Source organism: Vibrio sp. 1978, from assembly GCF_033344345.1.
In genome coordinates, this window is the sequence record NZ_JAWPOP010000009.1 from 70831 (window position 1) to 92280 (window position 21450).

General features: G+C 44.0%; 16 protein-coding genes and 1 pseudogene. 7 read left to right on the plus strand and 10 right to left on the minus strand.

Annotated features, from left to right (window positions below; translation table 11 throughout):
- Positions 1 to 10: 10 nt before the first annotated feature.
- Positions 11 to 1570, plus strand: coding sequence for a SulP family inorganic anion transporter (locus R8N49_RS11065; protein WP_005380840.1), 1560 nt, complete (start codon positions 11 to 13; stop codon positions 1568 to 1570).
- Between the two features lie 60 nt (positions 1571 to 1630).
- Here R8N49_RS11065 and R8N49_RS11070 read toward each other — a convergent pair whose 3' ends face one another.
- Positions 1631 to 2086 carry a low molecular weight protein-tyrosine-phosphatase gene (locus R8N49_RS11070; RefSeq protein WP_318189981.1) on the minus strand — a complete coding sequence of 152 codons (456 nt, stop codon included), beginning with the start codon at positions 2084 to 2086 and terminating at the stop codon, positions 1631 to 1633.
- Positions 2087 to 2203: 117 nt separating this feature from the next.
- Here R8N49_RS11070 and cobO point away from each other — a divergent pair, with 117 nt between their 5' ends.
- Complete coding sequence (gene cobO, locus R8N49_RS11075; protein WP_005380837.1) at positions 2204 to 2809, plus strand: cob(I)yrinic acid a,c-diamide adenosyltransferase; 606 nt, start codon at positions 2204 to 2206, stop codon at positions 2807 to 2809.
- A gap of 62 nt (positions 2810 to 2871) precedes the next feature.
- Here cobO and R8N49_RS11080 read toward each other — a convergent pair whose 3' ends face one another.
- From R8N49_RS11080 to apbC, 3 genes are all read right to left on the minus strand, one after another.
- Complete coding sequence (locus tag R8N49_RS11080) at positions 2872 to 4959, minus strand: AsmA family protein (RefSeq protein ID WP_085569760.1); 2088 nt, start codon at positions 4957 to 4959, stop codon at positions 2872 to 2874.
- A 188-nt stretch (positions 4960 to 5147) separates the two neighbouring features.
- On the minus strand, positions 5148 to 5789 hold the full coding sequence (udk, locus tag R8N49_RS11085) for a uridine kinase (protein WP_005380833.1): 642 nt from the start codon (positions 5787 to 5789) through the stop codon (positions 5148 to 5150).
- 180 nt (positions 5790 to 5969) lie between these two features.
- Positions 5970 to 7046 (minus strand): iron-sulfur cluster carrier protein ApbC, encoded by a 1077-nt coding sequence (apbC, locus tag R8N49_RS11090; RefSeq protein ID WP_054729788.1) that lies wholly within the window; start codon positions 7044 to 7046, stop codon positions 5970 to 5972.
- A 162-nt stretch (positions 7047 to 7208) separates the two neighbouring features.
- On the opposite strand from apbC, the gene metG reads away from it, so the two are divergent.
- Together metG and R8N49_RS11100 are read left to right on the plus strand one after the other, a co-directional pair.
- The gene (gene metG / locus R8N49_RS11095) at positions 7209 to 9284 is read left to right on the plus strand and encodes a methionine--tRNA ligase (RefSeq protein WP_005387290.1); all 2076 of its coding nucleotides are present in this window, start codon (positions 7209 to 7211) and stop codon (positions 9282 to 9284) included.
- 209 nt (positions 9285 to 9493) lie between these two features.
- Positions 9494 to 10303, plus strand: coding sequence for a hypothetical protein (locus R8N49_RS11100; RefSeq protein WP_213905685.1), 810 nt, complete (start codon positions 9494 to 9496; stop codon positions 10301 to 10303).
- A 110-nt stretch (positions 10304 to 10413) separates the two neighbouring features.
- On the opposite strand, the gene fadR is transcribed toward R8N49_RS11100, so the two are convergent.
- Positions 10414 to 11253, minus strand: coding sequence for a fatty acid metabolism transcriptional regulator FadR (gene fadR, locus R8N49_RS11105; RefSeq protein ID WP_005380824.1), 840 nt, complete (start codon positions 11251 to 11253; stop codon positions 10414 to 10416).
- Between the two features lie 639 nt (positions 11254 to 11892).
- On the opposite strand from fadR, the gene nhaB reads away from it, so the two are divergent.
- Positions 11893 to 13479 (plus strand): Na(+)/H(+) antiporter NhaB, encoded by a 1587-nt coding sequence (gene nhaB, locus R8N49_RS11110; protein WP_154205151.1) that lies wholly within the window; start codon positions 11893 to 11895, stop codon positions 13477 to 13479.
- An 83-nt stretch (positions 13480 to 13562) separates the two neighbouring features.
- Positions 13563 to 14099 (plus strand): disulfide bond formation protein DsbB, encoded by a 537-nt coding sequence (gene dsbB / locus R8N49_RS11115; protein WP_031779052.1) that lies wholly within the window; start codon positions 13563 to 13565, stop codon positions 14097 to 14099.
- A 79-nt stretch (positions 14100 to 14178) separates the two neighbouring features.
- Here dsbB and R8N49_RS11120 read toward each other — a convergent pair whose 3' ends face one another.
- Positions 14179 to 14796, minus strand: coding sequence for a YecA family protein (locus R8N49_RS11120; RefSeq protein WP_005380818.1), 618 nt, complete (start codon positions 14794 to 14796; stop codon positions 14179 to 14181).
- A gap of 170 nt (positions 14797 to 14966) precedes the next feature.
- On the opposite strand from R8N49_RS11120, the gene dusC reads away from it, so the two are divergent.
- Entirely contained in the window at positions 14967 to 15926 is a 960-nt protein-coding gene (gene dusC, locus R8N49_RS11125) for a tRNA dihydrouridine(16) synthase DusC (RefSeq protein WP_213905683.1), read from the plus strand.
- A gap of 51 nt (positions 15927 to 15977) precedes the next feature.
- Here dusC and R8N49_RS11130 read toward each other — a convergent pair.
- The 4 genes and pseudogenes from R8N49_RS11130 to R8N49_RS11145 all read right to left on the minus strand — a co-directional run bounded on the left by R8N49_RS11130 (position 15978) and on the right by R8N49_RS11145 (position 21305).
- Positions 15978 to 17436, minus strand: a pseudogene (locus tag R8N49_RS11130) (sensor domain-containing diguanylate cyclase).
- A gap of 174 nt (positions 17437 to 17610) precedes the next feature.
- Positions 17611 to 19437 carry a maltodextrin glucosidase gene (malZ, locus tag R8N49_RS11135; RefSeq protein ID WP_258489667.1) on the minus strand — a complete coding sequence of 609 codons (1827 nt, stop codon included), beginning with the start codon at positions 19435 to 19437 and terminating at the stop codon, positions 17611 to 17613.
- 141 nt (positions 19438 to 19578) lie between these two features.
- Entirely contained in the window at positions 19579 to 20373 is a 795-nt protein-coding gene (locus tag R8N49_RS11140) for an ABC transporter ATP-binding protein (RefSeq protein ID WP_005387275.1), read from the minus strand.
- Positions 20370 to 21305 carry an ABC transporter permease gene (locus tag R8N49_RS11145; RefSeq protein WP_012841584.1) on the minus strand — a complete coding sequence of 312 codons (936 nt, stop codon included), beginning with the start codon at positions 21303 to 21305 and terminating at the stop codon, positions 20370 to 20372. The genes R8N49_RS11140 and R8N49_RS11145 overlap by 4 nt, the downstream gene beginning before the upstream one ends.
- Between the last annotated feature and the right edge of the window lie 145 nt (positions 21306 to 21450).

Here is a 21450-nt window from a genome sequence, read left to right on the forward strand (position 1 = left end):
AAAAACAAACATGTTCGAATTTCCCCAATTTTCTAAGCACTCCGTAAAAAATGATGTGCTATCAGGCTTAACCGTTGCGCTAGCATTGGTTCCTGAAGCTGTCGCATTTGCGTTCGTCGCAGGCGTAGATCCGATGGTCGGTCTTTACGCTGCATTCATCGTTGGTCTTATTACTTCCATTTTCGGTGGTCGTCCTGGCATGATTTCTGGTGCAACAGGTGCCATGGCAGTCGTAATGGTTTCGCTTGTCGCGACTCACGGTGTCCAGTACCTATTCGCAGCCATCATGCTCGCTGGTATTCTTCAAATTGCCGCTGGTATGTTTAAATTGGGTAAGTTCATCCGTATCGTACCTCACCCTGTGATGATCGGTTTTGTGAACGGTCTGGCTATTGTTATCTTCCTAGCTCAGTTGGGTCAGTTTAAAGCGCCAGACATCAACGGCATGCTTACTTGGCTACCACAAGACCAGATGCTGCTAATGCTTGGTTTGGTTGCGCTGACTATGGCAATCATTCACTTTCTACCAAAAATCACAACAGCTGTACCCTCTTCACTTGTTGCGATCGTAACGGTGACGGCTTTAGTGGTTGGCTTGGATCTGGAAACTCGCACTGTTGTTGACTTCCTGCGTACAATGTCTGGTGATGAAGCTGCAACACTCGCAGGTTCACTACCAACCTTCTCTATTCCTGCGGTACCATTTACACTAGAGACACTACAAATCATTCTTCCATACGCGATCATTCTCGCGGCCATTGGTCTAATTGAATCTCTACTAACACTGACAGTTTTAGATGAGATGACGAATACTCGTGGTCAATCTAACCGCGAATGTATCGGTCAAGGTATGGCAAACATGACGTGTTCTGTGTTTGGCGCAATGGGTGGTTGTGCGATGATTGGTCAGTCGATGATCAACGTAAACTCAGGTGGTCGCGGCCGTCTATCTGGTATCGTTGCGGCTATCGCTCTATTGATGTTTATCTTATTCGCTTCTTCGCTAATTGAAATGATCCCACTCGCTGCTCTGGTTGGTGTGATGTTCATGGTTGTCATTGGTACATTCGAATGGGCAACATTTAAGCTAGCACGCCGCGTACCGAAGCAAGACTTCTTCGTTATTGTTCTTGTGACCGTTGTTACTGTTCTTACTGACCTTGCTGTTGCCGTAGCGGTTGGTGTTATCGTTTCTGCATTAATGTTTGCATGGCAACACGCTAAGCACATCTATGCCGACACGTGCTTAAACGAGGAAGGTTCAAAAGAGTACAAGATTCACGGCCCTATTTTCTTTGGCTCTGCGGCTAACTTCCTGGAGTTGTTTAACGCGCCTGAAGATCCAAAAGATGTGATTGTCGATTTTGCAGACTCTCGCGTGACAGATCACTCTGCAATTGAAGCCATTGAAACACTGGCTGAGCGTTACAATGCTCAAGGTAAAACGCTGCACCTTCGTCACCTAAGCCCAGATTGTCGTAAACTTTTGGACAAAGCTGGCAGCTTGGTTGAAATTAACGTGAAGGAAGACCCAAGCTACAAAGTCGCAACCGACATACTAGCGGGTTAACACGAATAAAAAGGGATGAGCTGAGCTCATCCCTTTTTCTATTGTCTTCAAGCACGGCGATTATAGCTTCTTCAAAATTGCGTCTGATGCCTCTTCGATTAAATCAAGCACCAGTTCAAAGCCATCTTCCCCACCATAACCATAATATGGGTCCGGGACTTCGTCGTAACCTGACTCAGAATGACTTAAAAATAACGATACTTTGTGTCGATACTTCAACGGACAAATATCCAATAAATCGGCCAAATTTGCTTTATCTGCGGCTAATATAAGGTCAAACTTTTCAAAGTCATCAATGGTGACTTGGCGCGCTTGCATTCCTTTAAAAGAATAACCTCGCTGCTTTCCTGCTGCCATCGCTCTTGAATCCGGTCGGTTTCCTGCGTGGTAGCCAATTGTACCTGCCGAATCAACCTCTACTTCAACGCCTAGCTTTTGAGCTTTCGCTCTTAACACTGCCTCTCCAGTTGGTGACCGACAAATGTTTCCCATACAAACAACAAGTATTTTCTTCATTTTATTCCCTGAATTATCGGTGGTTTTTCTTCACGATATGTTGGTCTATCATAGCGAGATAAATCAATGAACCCAAATTAGCTTGGGCACAGCACGAAAAGGAATTGAGGAAGTATTATGTCTATCGAAGAAAATAAAGAAGCACGCCATAAAGCTCGCCAACAAAAAGTCAAAGAACAGGTAGACGCAAAAATCGCTGCTGCTCAAGAGGAAAAAGGTCTGCTACTGATCATTACCGGAAATGGTAAAGGTAAATCGACATCAGGATTCGGTACGATCGCACGCGCAGTGGGTCATGGTTTGAATTGTGCTGTCGCGCAGTTTATTAAAGGTACTTGGGACAACGGTGAGCGCAACCTACTTGAGAAACTCGGCGTTGAATTCCAAGTAATGGCGACCGGCTTTACATGGGAAACTCAAAACAAAGCCGCTGATACCGAAGCAGCGCAAGGCGTATGGCAAGAATGTAAACGCATGCTGCAAGACGACTCTATCGATGTCATCTTGTTTGACGAGCTAACTTATATGGTGAGCTACGGCTACATCGACTTAGACGAAGTGGTCGAAGCGCTGAGCAACCGACCTAAAATGCAGTCGGTTATTATTACTGGGCGTGGCGCACATCGAACCCTGATTGAAATGGCCGATACCGTTTCTGAAGTGAAAAATGTAAAGCACGCATTTGAATCTGGCGTAAAAGCCCTCAAAGGCGTCGATTGGTAACACTCGCAGAGTAATTTAAAAAGGGTTGGCAAAATGCCAACCCTTTTGGTTTTCACGCACGGTTAGTTGAAAAGATTCTTCAATAAACCATCGACCGCATCTTTGGTTTTCTCGTCTTTGATTTTGTCCGTTAGCTTCTCCACGCCACGATCGATTTCTTTTTGAGCTTTCTGCTTCAGAACATCATCGAATACGAGCTTGAATTTAGGTTCTGCCCACTTACCAGACACATTGATTGGAATCGTGATGTCTTTCAGCTCATCTATATCTTTACCGCCCTGGCCTTCTAGGCTGCCTACAACTGACGTGCTGATAGTAAAGTCGACTGTTTCATTGATGTAGTTTGCGGTACCTTTACCACGAACACGTAACAATGGAGACTGAGCTTGCATATTATCCGTTGATACTACACCTTTGTTGAGTTTCAATGTCGCCGTCATCGCACTGAAGTCTGTTTTCTTAGCTTCATTGGTGCCTTCAACTTTTTGCCCTTTAAATTTCGCATAGTTTTCACGAATCAACTGAGCAACGTTGATGCCATTCACCGCACCGTCAGCAAAATTGATAACAACCGTACCAGATAGATTCTTCTTGATACCGGTAGGCGTTAGACTCTTACCTGTAACATTCACATCAATGTTACCTGTCCCTTCAAGTTTGTCGTTCTCAGCAACGTCTATAAGTAGCGGTTGAACTTTCACGCCTTTGATTGACTTTTTAACGCTGTAAGTCGCTGGTGATTGGCGTGCATCTAACTTCGCTGTCGCTGAGATTGAGCCTTGGTACAACTTCGAACTAAATGATGTAAGCTCAAACACGCCACGATTTACAGTGAAGCTCGTTTTTACCGCTTCCATCTTCGCATTTGCCGCTTTGAATTTGTCGATGGTAATGTCACCCTTTACATCTAACGCTTTCAACGCAGACAAATCAGGCTCAACCTCAGGTCCGGCAGGAGCACTCTCGCCACCAGAAGCAGGCTTATTACCTTCGGCAGCTTGCTTATCTAACCCTAAGAACTCATCAAGATCGATATTGGGGCTATGGAGAGCAAAGCGTACTTTAGGAATATCACCGAGTGTCACATCTGCCTTACCATCTAGGGCGATAGCATTCGCTGTTAACTTCTCTAGAACAAAACTCAGATGGTTTTTCGTTAGGTCGAAAGACAGATCAGACACCATGTCGACTTTCATCGGGGACTGAGGTAAAGCATCACCCTCAAAAGTCGATTTAAGAGTTAACTTATCCAACTGTACTTTGCTGATAGCCTTGTCCACGCTAAGTTGACCAGCACCCTGCATATCTAACTTCATACCACCAGCGTCACCCTTAATGGCATAAGTCAGGTTATTTACTTTATCGAATTCAAACGTGTCTAAACCGATCGTTGCCGATTCAATTTTATTGGCAGGGTCAGAGTATGTCGCATCAAAGTTGATGTTCTTTAGCGCGTAGTTTGCCAAACCTTTTTCTAGCTTAAAGTCTGCCTGACCTTTCGCGGTGAACTTTTGGTCGTTCATTTCGCCCTTCACGCCAAAATCAGCCGTTGTCCAGTTGTCAAAAGCGAATTCGGAAAGGTTTAATGAAATATCATAAAGTTTGGTGTAACTACCGGCTTGCTTATCCTGCATTTCTAATGAACCGTTAGAAACCGTAACGCCAGCAAGATTAATACTCCAATCAGAACCAGAAGTTTTCGTTTCACCATTTTGCGTAGGCGCAGCATTGCTCTCTTGTTCTGCTTGTTGTGTTTGGGCTTTCGTCAATGCATCAATATTCTTGCTGCCATCTTTCTTGGTTTCAATGTAGAACTCAGCACCATCAAGCGTGACGTTTCCAATTTCAAGCTGTTGACTAAAAAGTGGCATAACAGAGATGTCTACACCAACGGTATCAACTTTGAATAAATTGGGTTTACTAAAGCCTTGTGGGTTTCGCAATTCTGTATGTCCCAACTCAAAGCCAATCGATGGGAAAAATTGCCAACTGATATCCCCTTCAATCACCAACTCTAATCCCGTTTGCTTTTGCGCTTGCTCAACAATAAGGGGTTTAAACTGATTCGGATTGACGAAGATGGTTAACGCTAAAATTGCGACCAAAATGACCACAATCGGTATTGCTAGAATTAAGAGCAGTTTCTTCATTTGTTTTTCCTTGCTCGAGTGTTTTTACAATTATAAGCGCAGACTCCATTTACCGCTGACAGTTCCACAAAAGCGTGAAAAGTGTCTGGTTTTAACCTGCAACTGACTAATTTAAAAACAAAAAAAGAAGTGGCACTTAAGGTGCCACTTCTTCTCTTAAAAATAAAGCGATATAGCCGTCTATAGGCTTAAGCTTTCAAAAGTCTTGCAATGTGAGCTTTTAATACATCAATTGCGATACGGTTTTTACCACCGCGAGGAACAATAATGTCCGCATATTGCTTAGAAGGTTCGATAAACTGCATGAACATCGGACGTACTGTTTGTTGGTATTGCTTAAGAACAGACTCCATAGTTCGGCCTCGTTCTTCCACATCACGCTTAACACGGCGAAGCAAGCAAATATCTAACGGTGTGTCCATAAATACTGTCGCATGCATCAAATCACGAAGACGAGGGTCTGTAAGAAGAAGGATACCTTCTAGAATGATCACCTTTTTAGGTGTCATTGTGGTGGTGTTAATTGTTCTTGTGTGCTCAGTGTAGCTGTACTCAGGCACTTCTACTGCTTCACCACGTACCAATTTTTCTAGGTGCTCACACAGTAGGTCGTGGTCCAACGCACTCGGGTGATCGTAGTTCGTCTTTACTCGCTCTTCCATGCTTAGGTGGCTTTGGTCGTTGTAGTAGCAATCTTCCGTGATGACACCGATTTGATGATCGCCTACTTTCGCGCGAAGCTCATTATAAATAGTGCTCGCGATCAGACTTTTTCCAGAAGCAGAAGCGCCAGCAATACCTACGATGACGCATTGATTATTATCAGACATTAGTTTGCACCCGATGATGATTTCTAGTCACATAAAAAGATAAACTGCCTGATTATAGGGAGTTCACCCCATAGTTACTAGTTGGAATTAGGGTTTAGTCATAAGTTTCTGCCTGCTCAGAGGATTAACCTCCGAGCAAACGTTAAAATGTGCAATTATCAACCAACAGGCATAGTAAACTTAGTTCACCATTGTAAAGCTAATCGCATCTGGTTTTGCTTTGCCTTGCCAAAACATCGTGCTACATACGCGATCGGCAAGTTGCTTATAATACCCTGCATGCTCACTTTCTGGGCGTCTTGCTACCGTTGGCACGCCAGCGTCAATATCTTCTCTCATAGAGATATGAAGCGGAATTTGTCCTAACAATGCTAAGCCAAATTCTTGCGACATTTTTTCAGCTCCGCCCATACCAAAAATATGCTCTTTCGCGCCACATTGACTACAAATGTGATAACTCATGTTTTCCACAACACCAATAACCGGGACATGGACTTTGTTAAACATTGCCGCTCCCTTCCTTGCATCGGCAAGGGCTAAATCTTGCGGTGTTGTGACTAACACGCTACCTGTTACCGGAATTTGTTGTGACAGCGTCAATTGAATATCCCCCGTACCTGGCGGCATATCAATCACCAAATAATCCAAATCTGGCCAATCTGTTTCAGTTAATAACTGCGACAACGCTTTTGAAGCCATTGGACCGCGCCATATCGCCGCTTCTGATTTATCCACCAAATAACCGATAGAATGAGTATAGATGCCGTGAGCAAAAATGGGTTCCATCCACTTGCCATCACGAACTTCTGGTTTAGCATCTTCTTGCCCCAACATCATAGGTACAGACGGACCATAGATATCTGCATCCAACAATCCCACTTTCGCCCCAGATTGAGCAATTGCCAACGCTAAGTTAACTGCGGTAGTAGATTTACCAACGCCACCTTTCGCAGAACTGACGGCAATGATGTTCTTAACACCCTTAACCGAGTTAGCCACTTGAGTTTCTAAAGCTTTAACTCCAAGGCGAATATTAAATGGGAATTCAGATACTTTACCCGAGGCTTGCTGCTGTTTGATCCAGTCATGCAGTACGGTTTGAAGCTCATTACTTGCGAATGGCAACGTTATATCAATAGAACCCTGTGTCGTAATCGAAATTGCGCCATGAATATCTGCCCAGTTTTCCACCAACTGTGGATGTTGGAATTGGTTAAACAAGTGACAAAAATCTTGTTTTGAAGTGAACTGATGCATAAGCCCTCCTTTTAGATGTCATGCTACCACCGTCCAGGCTCAACCAGAACCCCAAAAAAACTAAGGCATTCCGCAGTTTGACACCTTGGAGTTAGTCAGTTCATGGGGTAGTATTATCCATCAAAATTTATTTATACCTATCAAGAAAAGCGAATATTAAGTATGGCAAACGATCCAAAAAACTTTCCGTCAAGGAAAATGCTGGTAACTTGTGCCCTTCCGTACGCTAACGGTTCGATCCACCTTGGTCATATGCTTGAGCATATCCAAGCGGACATTTGGGTTCGTTACCAACGCCTACGCGGCAACACTGTAAACTTCATCTGTGCTGACGATGCTCACGGCACGCCAATCATGCTTAAAGCGCAACAGATGGGTATTACTCCTGAAGAAATGATTGCCGCAGTTAGCGAAGAGCACCAAAAAGACTTCGCTGGATTTGATATCAGCTTTGATAACTACCACAGCACACACTCAGATGAGAACCGTGAGCTAGCGTCACACATTTATCTTGAGTTGAAGAAAAATGGCTTTATCTCTAGCCGCACTATCTCTCAGCTGTTCGATCCAGAAAAAGAGATGTTCTTACCGGACCGTTTCGTAAAAGGTACCTGTCCAAAATGTAAGTCTGAAGACCAGTACGGTGACAACTGTGACAACTGTGGTGAGACTTACAGCCCAACAGAACTGATCAATCCTAAATCTGCGGTTTCTGGTGCGACGCCAGTAATGAAAGATTCAGAGCACTTCTTCTTCGACCTGCCTCAGTTTGAAAGCATGCTAAAAGAGTGGACTCGCTCTGGCTCGCTACAAGCTGAAACAGCGAACAAAATGCAAGAATGGTTCGAATCTGGTTTGCAGCAATGGGATATCTCACGTGATGCACCATACTTTGGCTTCGAGATCCCTGGTGAGAAGAACAAATTCTTCTACGTATGGCTAGACGCGCCTATCGGCTACATGGGCTCTTTCAAAAATCTATGTGACAAGCGCGACGACCTAGATTTCGACGAGTATTGGAAAAAAGACAGCTCAGCAGAGCTGTACCACTTCATCGGTAAAGACATCGTTTACTTCCACAGCCTATTTTGGCCAGCAATGCTAGAAGGTTCTGGCTTCCGCAAGCCTAACAACGTATTCGTACACGGTTACGTAACCGTAAACGGCGCGAAAATGTCGAAGTCTAAAGGTACGTTCGTAAAAGCAAGCACTTACCTAGAGCACCTAGACCCTGAGTGTCTACGTTACTACTACGCTGCGAAGCTAAACAGCCGTATCGATGATCTAGATCTTAACCTTGAAGACTTCACTCAGCGCGTAAACGCTGACGTTGTTAACAAGATCGTTAACCTGGCATCTCGTAACGCAGGTTTCATCGCGAAACGTTTTGAAGGCAAACTGTCTGACAACTTTGCAGAGCCTGAACTTTACAACGAATTTGTTGCTGCTGCTGACCGTATCGCTGAGCTTTACGAAACGCGTGAGTTTGGTCGTGCAATCCGTGAAATCACGGCATTGGCAGACAAAGCTAACCAATACGTTGATGAAAAAGCACCGTGGGTTGTAGCAAAAGAAGAAGGCAAAGATCAGGAACTACAAGACATCTGTTCTGTCGGTATCAACCTGTTCCGCGTACTGATGACTTACCTGAAACCAGTAATGCCATCGCTAGCTGCGCGTACTGAAGCGTTTCTAAACCAAGAGCTAACTTGGGAAAACATCGCTGCTCCACTAACAGGCCACGAGATCACTAAGTTCAAAGCACTGTTCAACCGTATCGATCCGAAGAATGTTGAAGCGATGATCGAAGCGTCTAAAGAAGATGCGGCGGCAGAAATGGCGGCGAAAGAGAAAGCTGAAGCGGAAAAGAACAAGGCTAGCCAAACCGAGCTAGACAAAGAACCAATCGCTGAAGAGATTGAGTTCGATGCTTTTGCCGCAGTAGATATGCGTATCGCTCGCATCATCTCTTGTGAAGAAGTACCAAAAGCCAACAAACTGCTTAAGTTCCAATTGGACATCGGTGGTGAAACTCGTCAGGTATTCTCTGGCATCAAGTCAGCTTACAAACCTGAAGAGCTAGAAGGCAAGCTAACAGTAATGGTAGCAAACCTAAAACCTCGTAAGATGAAGTTTGGTATGTCTGAAGGTATGATCCTAGCGGCAGGCCCTGGTGGTAGCGACCTGTGGATCCTTGAGCCACACGAAGGCGCTCAACCAGGGATGCGTGTAATGTAAGTTGTAGCTTTACAATCAAATTTAAAAAGTCCTCGCCAGTTCAGCGGGGACTTTTTTGACTGAATTCACACTTTTGGGGAATTTGTGCACCAAACTTGTACAGCACCTCTCCCATCACAATCCTAAATTACTGTTTTAATAGAATTTAATTAGTGGCATCAAAACTGCAATCTTCCTTGCTAGGTCCAAACACTAACAAGGAGTTGGTTATGTTTGTTTTGATTTCCACATTATTATCTATCGCTATTTTAGCCGGAATATATCACTTATCTTCTAAACGAGAGCAGCAACACGCGCGTAAATATCAGCTGTTAACATTATTGCGAGATGTTGTTCATCTGCTGAGACGCCATCGAGCTGCGACGCACTACTCACTTCAATTTCAACAAAATAACGAACAAGAATTAGAAGTCCTTCATAACGATCTCACCAACAAGCTTCATCTTTTAGTCGAAACCTCACGGTTTGAAAACAAACCCATGTATCGCGTATTACAGATTAAAGTAGGGAAACTACTTGAACAATGGAATGACCATAGTGTTGCAAGAAACCAGATGGAGCATGGTAAGTTAATTCGTCATTGCTTGTTTTTGATGGATGAAGTAACCATCGCATGGCTAGCGGTTGAACAAAGAGATGACTTGCATAATGAGTATCACATGAACTGGCAAAACATTATGGATAGCTTGGAGACCCTGACTCAGTTACGAATCAGCATTCAAGATTTAGGAGAGCAAGGCGGAAATGAACGTTTCAAAAATTATGCATCGGTCATGATGCGTAAGCTAAACCAACTAGCGGTTATCGCTCCACTTAGCATTACCTCTCCTGCTTCCACGCGCTCAATACAGACGCTAAATGAATACGTGACAGAGAGTCATGTCGACTTAACAGAAGCAGAGCTTTATGGCGTCACATCGGACTTGTCATTGACCATCTTCAATACTTACGACCATGTCCTTTCAGATGTCGTAGAGTCATTATATCTACCGTTACCCAGACTCTCGCTAGCAGGATAAACGTTCCATGCCTTATTATTGGTGCTTGGTCCGTCGCCGACTTATAAATAAAAACAAAAAAACCGCAGGCCTAAGGCACTGCGGTTTTCGCTTATCCAACTTGTCAGCGCTTAACTGTCGTCTTCCGTGAAGTTCGTTGGTAATTGCTTTTTCATTTCGTTCCAGATCAACGCACTTTCCATACCATAATGACGAATCACTACTGGTAGTTGTTCACGCTGGCCACTTTCACAAGTTTCGAGCAATTGATGGTAAAACTTCAGAGCTAGCTCACGAGAAGCTGGATTTGAGAAGTAGTAGCTACCGACACGATCGTAAAGCTTCTTCAAACCATTAAAGATCAAACCGTAAATTTGATTTCCTGAATGGAATGCTAGGCGCTGGAAAAGCATATAATCGTAAAAGTTGAACGTTTTAGCAATCAAGATTTCTTGACGCTTCGCTTCATCTTTCTCGTTATCTTCTTTCACATTCTGCAGAACTTTTTCAGCATACGGCGAAGAAGCGATGAATTCGTCCCAGGAAGCCGCATTCATTAAAGCTTCACAAGATTCGATTACGTTCTTAATTGTACGCTCAGAGCTCTCTTTGTTCGCTTTAAATGCATAGCGCATAAAGATAGGACTGATGTTAGTACGTGCCGCAAGCAGATCTTCTACAATGTTTGTCGCATTATCAACGTCTAGCGTCATTAAAGTATCCAAAATATGCAGGCCAGAGGTCTCCATAAATTGGTTAACTTTCGTAGGTTTGCCGTGCTGGATAGTCAACCATCCGTCACGGGCTAGTCGTTGAAGAACCTCTCTTAAAGTCGTTCGAGTAACACCAATCAGTTCGGACAGCTCGCGCTCAGCAGGTAAAATTGAGCCTGGAGGAAAACGGCCGTTCCAAATGCTCTCGATAATATATTTTTCTGCGAATCCCGCAGGGCTTTTCGCCTTTATGACCATTCTACTTTTTATCCAATATTGATTTCTGAGGGTCGATACTACTCATCATACCACTACTTAGCGGTTTGAGAAAATTTACGATCAATAGTGGAAATGACTCCATAACATAGAGTTAATACTCTATATTTTGTGTCAATTTAAGAGGCTCTAACATGCGAGCGAAAGCAGTAAAATATGAATTTTCATTTAATTAAACAGCTCACAAATCTCGGAGAAATAAAGACAACCGTGTCACATTTTTATATTCAAAATATGAAAAATTACTTTGTATATCACAGTTAATATTCTTTCTTAATTTGCCTTTTCTCGTCACTGACCGTCATTTAAAATCCAAGAGGATTTTTTTAAGACTTTCATGGTATAGTAACGCCGTTTTGATCGCGTTATTACATTTAAAAAGTCATTTTAGTCAGTAGCATCACGTTTTGTTATTGACTAATAAATGCCTGAGTGTAGAGTTTGCGGTCGAAAGTGAGCGGTGCTTGAGTTCAGGGGAAGTAACTTGGCAAGACTACAATAAACAAAGGATTGTTGTTTTACTAAGTTATTGTTTTTAAAGACTAGTTAATAAGTCTAACAAACAGATACTTAAGCACTATTGTAGTGTCTATTCATAATTTTGTTATAAAGAGAATTATCATGCCGATATCGCTCGGAAACGCTTTTATCAAGAACTTCCTTGGTAAAGCGCCTGATTGGTACAAAGTTGCCATTATAGCCTTCTTAATAATTAACCCGATTGTATTCTTCCTAATAAACCCATTTGTAGCTGGATGGTTGTTGGTCGCTGAATTTATTTTCACGCTAGCAATGGCATTAAAATGCTACCCATTACAACCTGGCGGTTTACTTGCTATTGAAGCCATTGCTATCGGCATGACTAGCCCTGCGCAAGTTAAGCACGAATTAGTAGCAAATATCGAAGTACTGCTACTTCTGGTATTTATGGTTGCGGGCATCTACTTCATGAAGCAGCTATTGCTGTTCATTTTTACCAAAATTTTACTTGGCATTCGCTCTAAAACCCTACTATCACTCGCGTTCTGCTTTGCTGCGGCATTTTTGTCTGCATTTTTGGATGCCTTGACGGTTATCGCCGTTGTTATCAGCGTGGCGATCGGCTTTTACTCTATCTATCACAAAGTAGCGTCTGGTAACCCTATCGGTGACCATGACCATACACAAGATGACACGATCACTGAACTAACGCGTGATGACTTAGAAAACTATCGTGCCTTTTTGCGCTCTTTGTTGATGCATGCTGGTGTAGGTACTGCCTTAGGTGGCGTAACCACGATGGTTGGTGAACCTCAAAACTTAATTATTGCAGACCAAGCGGGTTGGTTATTTGGTGAATTCCTAATCCGTATGTCTCCAGTGACACTACCTGTATTTTTCTGTGGTCTCGTCACTTGTGCTTTAGTTGAAAAGCTTAAAGTGTTTGGCTACGGCGCAAAGCTTCCTAACAACGTTCGTCAGATCCTCGTCGATTTTGACCGTGAAGAGCGTAAAACGCGAACAAATCAAGATGTCGCAAAACTCTGGGTTCAAGGTCTTATTGCGGTTTGGTTGATCGTTGCACTCGCTTTGCACTTAGCGGCTGTCGGCTTAATTGGCCTTTCTGTGATCATATTAGCGACCGCATTTACTGGTGTCATTGAAGAGCACTCCATGGGGAAAGCGTTTGAAGAGGCCCTGCCCTTCACTGCACTGCTTGCAGTATTTTTCTCGATCGTTGCCGTAATCATTGACCAAGAGCTGTTTAAACCAGTCATCGATGCGGTGCTTGCCGTTGAAGATAAAGGTACTCAGCTAGCTCTGTTCTATGTGGCGAATGGCTTATTATCTATGGTGTCGGATAACGTGTTCGTTGGTACGGTTTACATCAATGAAGTAAAAACTGCACTCATTGAGGGTCTCATTACTCGTGATCAGTTCGACTTACTGGCGGTGGCAATCAATACTGGTACTAACCTGCCTTCTGTTGCAACGCCAAACGGTCAAGCGGCATTCCTATTCTTACTCACATCGGCTCTCGCTCCATTAATTCGTCTGTCTTACGGTCGAATGGTTATCATGGCGCTGCCTTACACCGTCGTTCTTGCGATTGTCGGTCTGATGGGAATCATGTTCTTCCTAGAGCCTGCAACAGCTTCTTTCTACGAAGCTGGTTGGATTTTACCTCATAGTGGTGATCTGACTCCCGTAGTATCCGGTGGTCACTAAAATTTGAGTTGATTAGGAAACTTATCCACGATAAAAAGCTCTGAGTATTCAGAGCTTTTTCTATTTCAGACAGGAACAAAAACGTGACTATTTTAAATTCACTTAACCAGTTTTCAAAGGGACGTTTATCGTGGCTACTGCTTCTGCTATTTGTCGTTTTCTTTGAAGCATGTGCCCTCTATTTTCAGCACGTCATGATGCTTGCACCATGTGTCATGTGTATTTATGAAAGAGTCGCGATGATGGGAGTGGGCGTCGCTGCAATGGTTGGTATATTGGCACCCAAGAACCCAATTTTCCGCTGGCTAGGTTTGATAGGCTGGGGATTAAGTGCTTACAAGGGTTTGTTACTTGCGATGCAGCACGTTGACTACCAGTTTAATCCATCACCATTCGCGACTTGCGATTTATTCGTCACATTCCCTAGCTGGGCTCCGCTCAATCAGTGGGTTCCTTGGATGTTTGAAGCATATGGTGATTGCTCTAAGGTTGTGTGGCAGCTCCTTGATTTATCAATGCCACAATGGTTAGTAGTAATTTTTGCAGGCAATTTAATCGCTTTGGCATTAATTGTAATTGCACAATTCTTCCCTGCAAAACGCGTTAATCCAATTCGTTAATCCTACTAACGCGTAAAAATTAACAAAAAGCCGACCATCTGGTCGGCTTTTTGTTAAGTGGATAGCGCGGCGATTCGCTTTAGCCGCGTGATTGACCACAGCACTGCTTGAATTTTTTTCCGCTCTCACAAGGACAGGGATCATTGCGCCCGATACCTTTGAATGGGTTTAGGCTTTGAGCTTTATTTCCTACCATCAACTCATCCGCGCCCAGCGCGACTTCACCGACCATTAAATCAAGCTGGTCGACTAAATCTGTCAGGGCCGGTGGCGTTTCAATACCTGCGTCGCGCATCTGTTGCTGCGTTGCTGGCTCATCAATAGCCAGCATCAAAGTGGTCAGTAATGCTTGCAGCATACGCTGTAATCCATCATTGAGCTCAACGTCCTGCCACTGTTCTTCAATCATTGGCCAAACAGACATAAAGCCTTCGGCAAAATCAGCAAGTTGTTCAGGTTCTTTGCCTGTTAGCTCTAGCACGGAATATTCGTTTCGTTGAATTCGGTTATGCTGCTTGTGAATTTGCTCTTCCACAGCTGGTTGAATCGCTTTGAATCCCTCACCTAATAGCGGCTCTAACCACTTTTCAGGAGCGAGTGGTTTTGTCGTCAGATTCGCAGCTAACACTGCGCCTTCGATAAATAGGCAAGATTCATCGACGTGAACTTCACCTTTTTCAATCAATGTGTATTGCATGACATCTGGTTTCCCATAAATTTGGCGGCATTATACCTCAGAGCTCAAAAGCACGTAACCTAACGTTGTGTGTTTGACAGCACTGGGCGCTTCGACTCTTTTAATGACAAACTTAACTTACATCGCTACAATCGCCCTCTTTTTTACCACCAAACTGTATTAGGCAAGCTATGCGAGTTGTACTAGGCCCAATGGAAGGCGTTTTAGATCATTTGATGCGCCAAATCCTGACCGAGATAAACGACTATGACCTGTGTGTTACGGAGTTTGTTCGCGTAATCGACCAGCTATTACCCGATCATGTATTTCACCGTTTATGCCCGGAGCTGTTGCAAGGTTCTCAGACTGCATCTGGTGTGCCAGTACATGTGCAATTGTTGGGACAAGAACCAAACTGGATGGCTGAGAACGCAATTAAAGCGGCAAATCTTGGCGCCAGAGGTATTGATATAAACTTTGGTTGCCCAGCCAAAATGGTCAACAAAAGTAAAGGTGGAGCAGCGCTACTCCAACATCCAGAGCTCATTCACCGTGTTGTTAAAGCTTGTCGAGAAGCCGTTCCAGAAGCCATTCCCGTAACTGCAAAAATTCGTCTTGGCTGGGAGAACCCTGAAGATTGCTTTGAAATTGTCGATGCCATTCAGTCTGCTGGCGCAAATGAATTGACCGTACACGCACGTACTAAACAAGGTGGTTATAAAGCTTCTGAGATAAAATGGGATTACATCAACCGAATTCGCGAACGTTTCGATATCCCACTGATAGCGAATGGTGAAATTTGGAATTATGAAGACGGTCAACGTTGCATTGAAACGACTGGCGTTAACTCTTTGATGGTGTGCCGAGGCGCTTTCAATATCCCTAACTTAGGCAATATGGTAAAACATAACCACCAGCCAATGTCATGGCCCGAGGTGGTTGAGTTGCTTATCTATTATTCCAAGTTTGAGATGAAAGGCGATAAAGGCTTGTATTACCCAAACCGCGTAAAACAATGGTTCTCTTACTTACGTCAGGCTTATCCTGAAGCAAAAGACCTATTTAGAGAAATCAGAACGTTCAACAAAGCCGCACCAATTGTTGAGCATATTCAACGCTACCGCGATGACTTAAACTCTCAGGTTGCATAACTCCCGAACACAAAAAAGGACGAATATCTCGTCCTTTTTTGTATCTAAATCCTAGTAACAGATCTTATTTTTGCCGGTACTTTTGGCTTGATATAACTTTTCATCCGCCGCTTTAAACAATTCATCAAAGTTTTCTACTCGGCTCTCTTTACTAAACACCACACCGCCAGAGATCGTAAAGCCTTCTTTCGTTACGCGTGTCGAGCGCTCATCTATGGCCTTTTTTACTCTGTCTAAAATGAGTTTAATGCCCTCTGAATCTTCGTCATAAATCGCTAAAACGAACTCTTCGCCACCAAACCTTGAGGCAACATCGGTATGGCGAATATTTTCACGTATACATTTTGCAACAAGCTGAATTGCAGAGTCACCGACATCATGACCATAGGTGTCGTTGATCTTCTTGAAGTTATCAATATCGAACACTGCTAAAGCAACCTGTTTTTTTGTCATCTTATTACGCCACACGGTTTGCATACCTCGACGATTCAATAAACTGGTCATTGGGTCTCGCTGCCAGTTCTTTAAAGTAACGTCGCTCGCTATGCATATTCACATAGAACAAGACGACGGTACTCAGCACGTAAATAAATAGTGCGACAATAAGGCTGTATTTTTCAAAAACCGCTAGGTTCTTAGCTTCATCCCAAAGGTTGTACTCGTAGTACATGCTGTGATTCGCACTCAATCGCTCTAATTCGACTGGTTTGATTCGTGTACTGTTTGAAGGAATGGATTGTAAATTGGAAACCAAATGAAACTGACCAACAAGACCTAGCGACGAAGCCATGAGCGTATTGATGTCAAAATCAATAGACAAAACACCTTGGTGTTCTCCTTTCTCATAGACGGGTACCGTCATACTAATGACTTGACCTTCCATCGAGTCCAACACTGGCCCTGGTCCAGCCAAGGTAATGTTCACTTTATCTTGCGCGGTTTTTTGCCAAAAAGGTCGGGCTTTTAGCGTTGACAAAAGTTCTCTCGTGAAATTTTTTGCGTAGGTATCGGGTGAGGAGATAACGTAACCGCGTTTGTCAATGTAATGGATTCCAACAATGTGCGATTCAATATCGTGCAGAAATGACAAGGACGGCGCAAAACCCACCTTTTGTTCAGCTAACTGGTTAATCGTTGAACCTTGCTGGCATAAGCTTTCGTCCCCTACGATCATATAATCAAGGTCAACCGCAGGTAACCCTTCACTATAAACACTTTCGAGTAATAACACATCTATAGGCCAAAGATAACAAAGCCCTTCTTTGACTAAAGAATTATGTTCTTCAAACAGTGGGTTAGCGTAATTGGTATAGTTGGTGAAGCTGTAATCTAAAGCCGTGAGTACTTTAATACCGCGAGACATTGCACGCTCGATACGCGAATACTCAGAATCGATATAGCGGTTAACCGCATCATAGTAATTTTTCGTTGTCACGAGTAAAACCACTACAAATAACGCCAGAGGAAAAAAGATGACAAATGAGAGGCTAAATCGCCTTTGGTTTACCATTGAGTACCATACATATGAAAGGTCAATAGTCTCTTATGACTGCTATTAAATTGATACTCGTTATCTGGTGACGCATGCAATGCAGCACCAGATAACAAGAGACCAAACAAATGTGTGCGCGCTGTTTGAGACCGTTTATATATTAAAGGAGTTTAATCAATATAGAGTGTGGTGTCACTTTAGTCGCCATAATTTGCAGCTCTGTGCAGACATATTGACAGAGATATGACCTTTATAATCAACCTGTTCTGTGTCATCTAACAACGATACAACTTGGCTAACCTCCAAGCCCAGTTGCCACATAGGTAAATCGATTGAACATTCATTACCACTGAGATTAATCATTACAACGACTGCTTCACGACCCAGTACACGTGCGTACGCCAACAGGTTGTTAGTGCAATGAAGCCATTGAATACAGCCCGACTGTAAAGGCTTACATTGTTTACGTATCTTGATCCATTGTTGGTAAAGCGATAGCCATTGTGAACTTTCAATTTCATTCCAAGGAAAACAGCAACGATTATCTGGGTCTAGACCTCCTTCTAGACCGACTTCACTCCCGTAGTAAATACAAGGCGTGCCAACGTAAGTCATAAGCATTGCTAGCGCGATGTTCATTTTACGCTTATCACCATCAACCAGTGTGATAAACCGAGCAGTATCGTGACTATCGAGTTGATTTAGCTGCGATAGCTGATTCGAAAATGGGATTTTTGCTCTGGCTTCGTCCAACCATGCTTTAAACTCCAAACCATCAATGTTGATTGGATCGTACATAATGTCTTGTCGTGCGATAAAAGCTCGAACTGGATGAGCAAAACCGTAGTAGTTCATCGCCCCATCCTCTTGATCACCTTGCAACCACTGCGTTGCTTCAAAAAAGTGCTCACCTAACACATAAGCATTCGGGTTTACTGACTTAGTCGCATTACGAAACGCTGCCACATAATGAGCATTGTTTTTCGCGCCGTCTCCTTCGCCAAGCATATGGATTACATCAAACCGCCAGCCATCAACCAAGTACGGTGGCTTCAGCCAATACTTGATGACAGAATCTTCACTTTGGTAGATGTAGTCGCGCACCTGTTCATTTTCGAAGTTCAGAACCGGTAAGTTACCAATGCCTTTCCAACCAATGTAGTGATTGGTTTCGCCTTCGAAAAAGTAGTAATCACGGAGCTTTGACTGCGGATTGCCATATGCTCCTTCTCCTTTTTGTTGGATATCAAACCAAGGATGATGCACTGACGTGTGGTTAAACACCGCGTCTAAGACAATCTTCATATTCTTACCACGGATTTTCTCACACAGTTCAGCAAACTGATCGTTGGTGCCGAACATAGGGTCAACAGTGAAGTAATCAGTGGTGTCGTATTTATGATTACTTGGTGAAGAAAAGATCGGATTAAAATAAAGCGCAGTAACGCCGAGCTGTTCAAGATAGTCCAACTTTTGCTCCACACCTTTGAGGTCGCCGCCAAAGAATTCACGTGCCCCGGTATTTTGGTGAGAGCCTACCGCGTCTCCCCACGCCTTGACGACCGATGCAGAATCATACTGAACATAAGCGTGGCGAATATCAGACTCACTTTTACTAGCAGAAAAACGGTCAGGAAAGATTTGATAGAAAACTTGCTCTTGGACCCAGCTTGGTGGCTGATGCTCTACATTCAACTTAAAGTGGAACTCTTTGGGTGGAATACGCTTTTGTACGCCTCGTGCATCGAGCCAGTATTGCTGTCCGTCTTTGAGGAGCTTAAACACATAATGTGTGACATCTCGATCTTGATTTGGTCGAAACGATGCCTCCCATAGTAATAATTCACCAGCTGTTCCTACTTGAGCCATATCGACCAGATATTCTTCATTGTCCGGCTCAATACGCACATAGACGGAATCAAAATCCAATGTCTCGGTTTTCAGTCTGACTGTAACTTGCTCGTCATTAAAAGCTAAACCATCAATAGTTTGACTATGAAAAATAAATGGCAGGTTCATTATGGGCACTCCTCGTCATCGGATATGCCACTATGTTATTGAAGAATTAGAGACAAGAAATCCTCCCTGCGAGTTGACATATCAGCCAATTTTCGCAAGGAGGATCACACTTAGTAGGCGTAGTGACTTGTCGGATACCGCTTAGTTCAACAAAAGACTGTCATCTGCCAGCTCTTCACCACGCACTTTGGAGAACATATCCAACAAGTCTGGTACTTGCATGTTAGCGCGCTGCTCTCCAGCCACATCAAGCACAATTTCACCTTGGTGAAGCATTACGGTCCTATCGCCACATGCTAATGCGTCTTTCATCGAATGCGTCACCATCATCACGGTTAAATCGAACTCATCGACAATACGTTTAGTTAAGTCGATAACAAACGCCGCCATACGAGGATCAAGCGCTGCCGTGTGTTCATCAAGCAACAACAACTTACTCTCCGATAACGTCGCCATCACAAGGCTAACGGCTTGTCGTTGTCCACCAGACAGCAACCCAATGCTATCGCCCAAGCGGTCTTCTAAACCAAGACCGAGGATGCTAATTCGCTCTTGGAACAGCTTGCGACGTTTGGTAGAGAGCGCCAACCCCCAGCTGCGTTTTTTACCACGCATGTGCGCGAGAGCCATGTTCTCTTCTATCGTCAGTTCACCACAAGTCCCGGCCAATGGATCTTGAAACACTCGGGCGCATTGCGTTGCACGTTGGGCAACCGTCTGCTTGGTGACGTCTTTGCCATCAATGATCACCTGACCACCTATCATCGGCGTCTCACCTGTCACCGCACCAAGCAACGTCGATTTTCCTGCGCCATTAGAACCAATCACGGTAAGAAATTGATGCTCTGGAACCTCTAAAGAGACGCCTTTCAATGCACGATTTTCCAAAATCGTCCCAGGGTTGAACGTGACCTGAATATTATTTAGTTCGATCATAATGCCTCCCCAGAACCATTTTTTGATGCCGCTTGTTTAGCATCAGTAACGCGTTGTTTCGCTCTCATGCTCTGTTTTAGCTTTGGAGCAATAAGCGCCACAGCCACCAATACTGCGGTAACCAGGTTGAGGTCTGAAGCTTGTAAACCAAACATGCCAGAGCTCAAAGCGAAAGCCACTGCAAGGCGATAAAGTACCGAACCGATGATGACAGCAAATACCGCAACCCAAATTTTTCGCCCCGGAATGAGGGTCTGGCCCAAAATCACAGCAGCCAAACCAACCACAATGGTGCCCACGCCAGAGGTCACATCTGCAAAGCTGTTCGTTTGTGCAAACAACGCGCCTGCGAATCCGACAAAACCGTTAGATAAAGCCAAGCCAAAGTAGGTATAAAAGCCAGTGCTCGCCCCTTGCGCAGAAACCATACGCGCATTCACACCCGTGGCTCGTAAACCAAGACCAAAGTCGCTGTTCAGCAGGCGAATGACAAAGAAAGCGGAAAGAAGAACTAAGACCCCAACAACCAGAGGGCGAATAAACATCGCATCGCCCAATGCTTCAAACGGAGTGAGAATCGTATCCTCTCCAAGCAACGCCATATTAGGTTTGCCCATAATACGAATATTAATTGAAAATGCAGCGATCATGGTAAGAATGGAAGCTAACAGGTGTAAAATACCACACCGAACAGCCAGAAAAGCGGTTACCCACCCCGTCATACTACCAGCTATCATCGCCATTATTGTCGCAAGCCAAGGATTAATACCTGCGACAATCGCCGTTGCAGCCACCGCCGCTCCCATTGGAAAGCTGCCATCCACACTCAAATCGGGGAAGTCGAGAACACGGAACGTAAGATACACACCCAGAGCGACTAGGCCATAAATCAAGCCAATTTCGAGTGCACCAAAAAAAGCAAATGCAGACATAACTGCTCCTTTCTGCATGCTCAGGCTGGCTAATACCAACCTGAACGTAAGACTTCTAACGTATACTCCCCTTCTTCTCTAGCAGAATGCTCTACACGAGAAGTCTGGCGAGTATCAATTTTGGGGCAAGCCTCTACCAACCAGC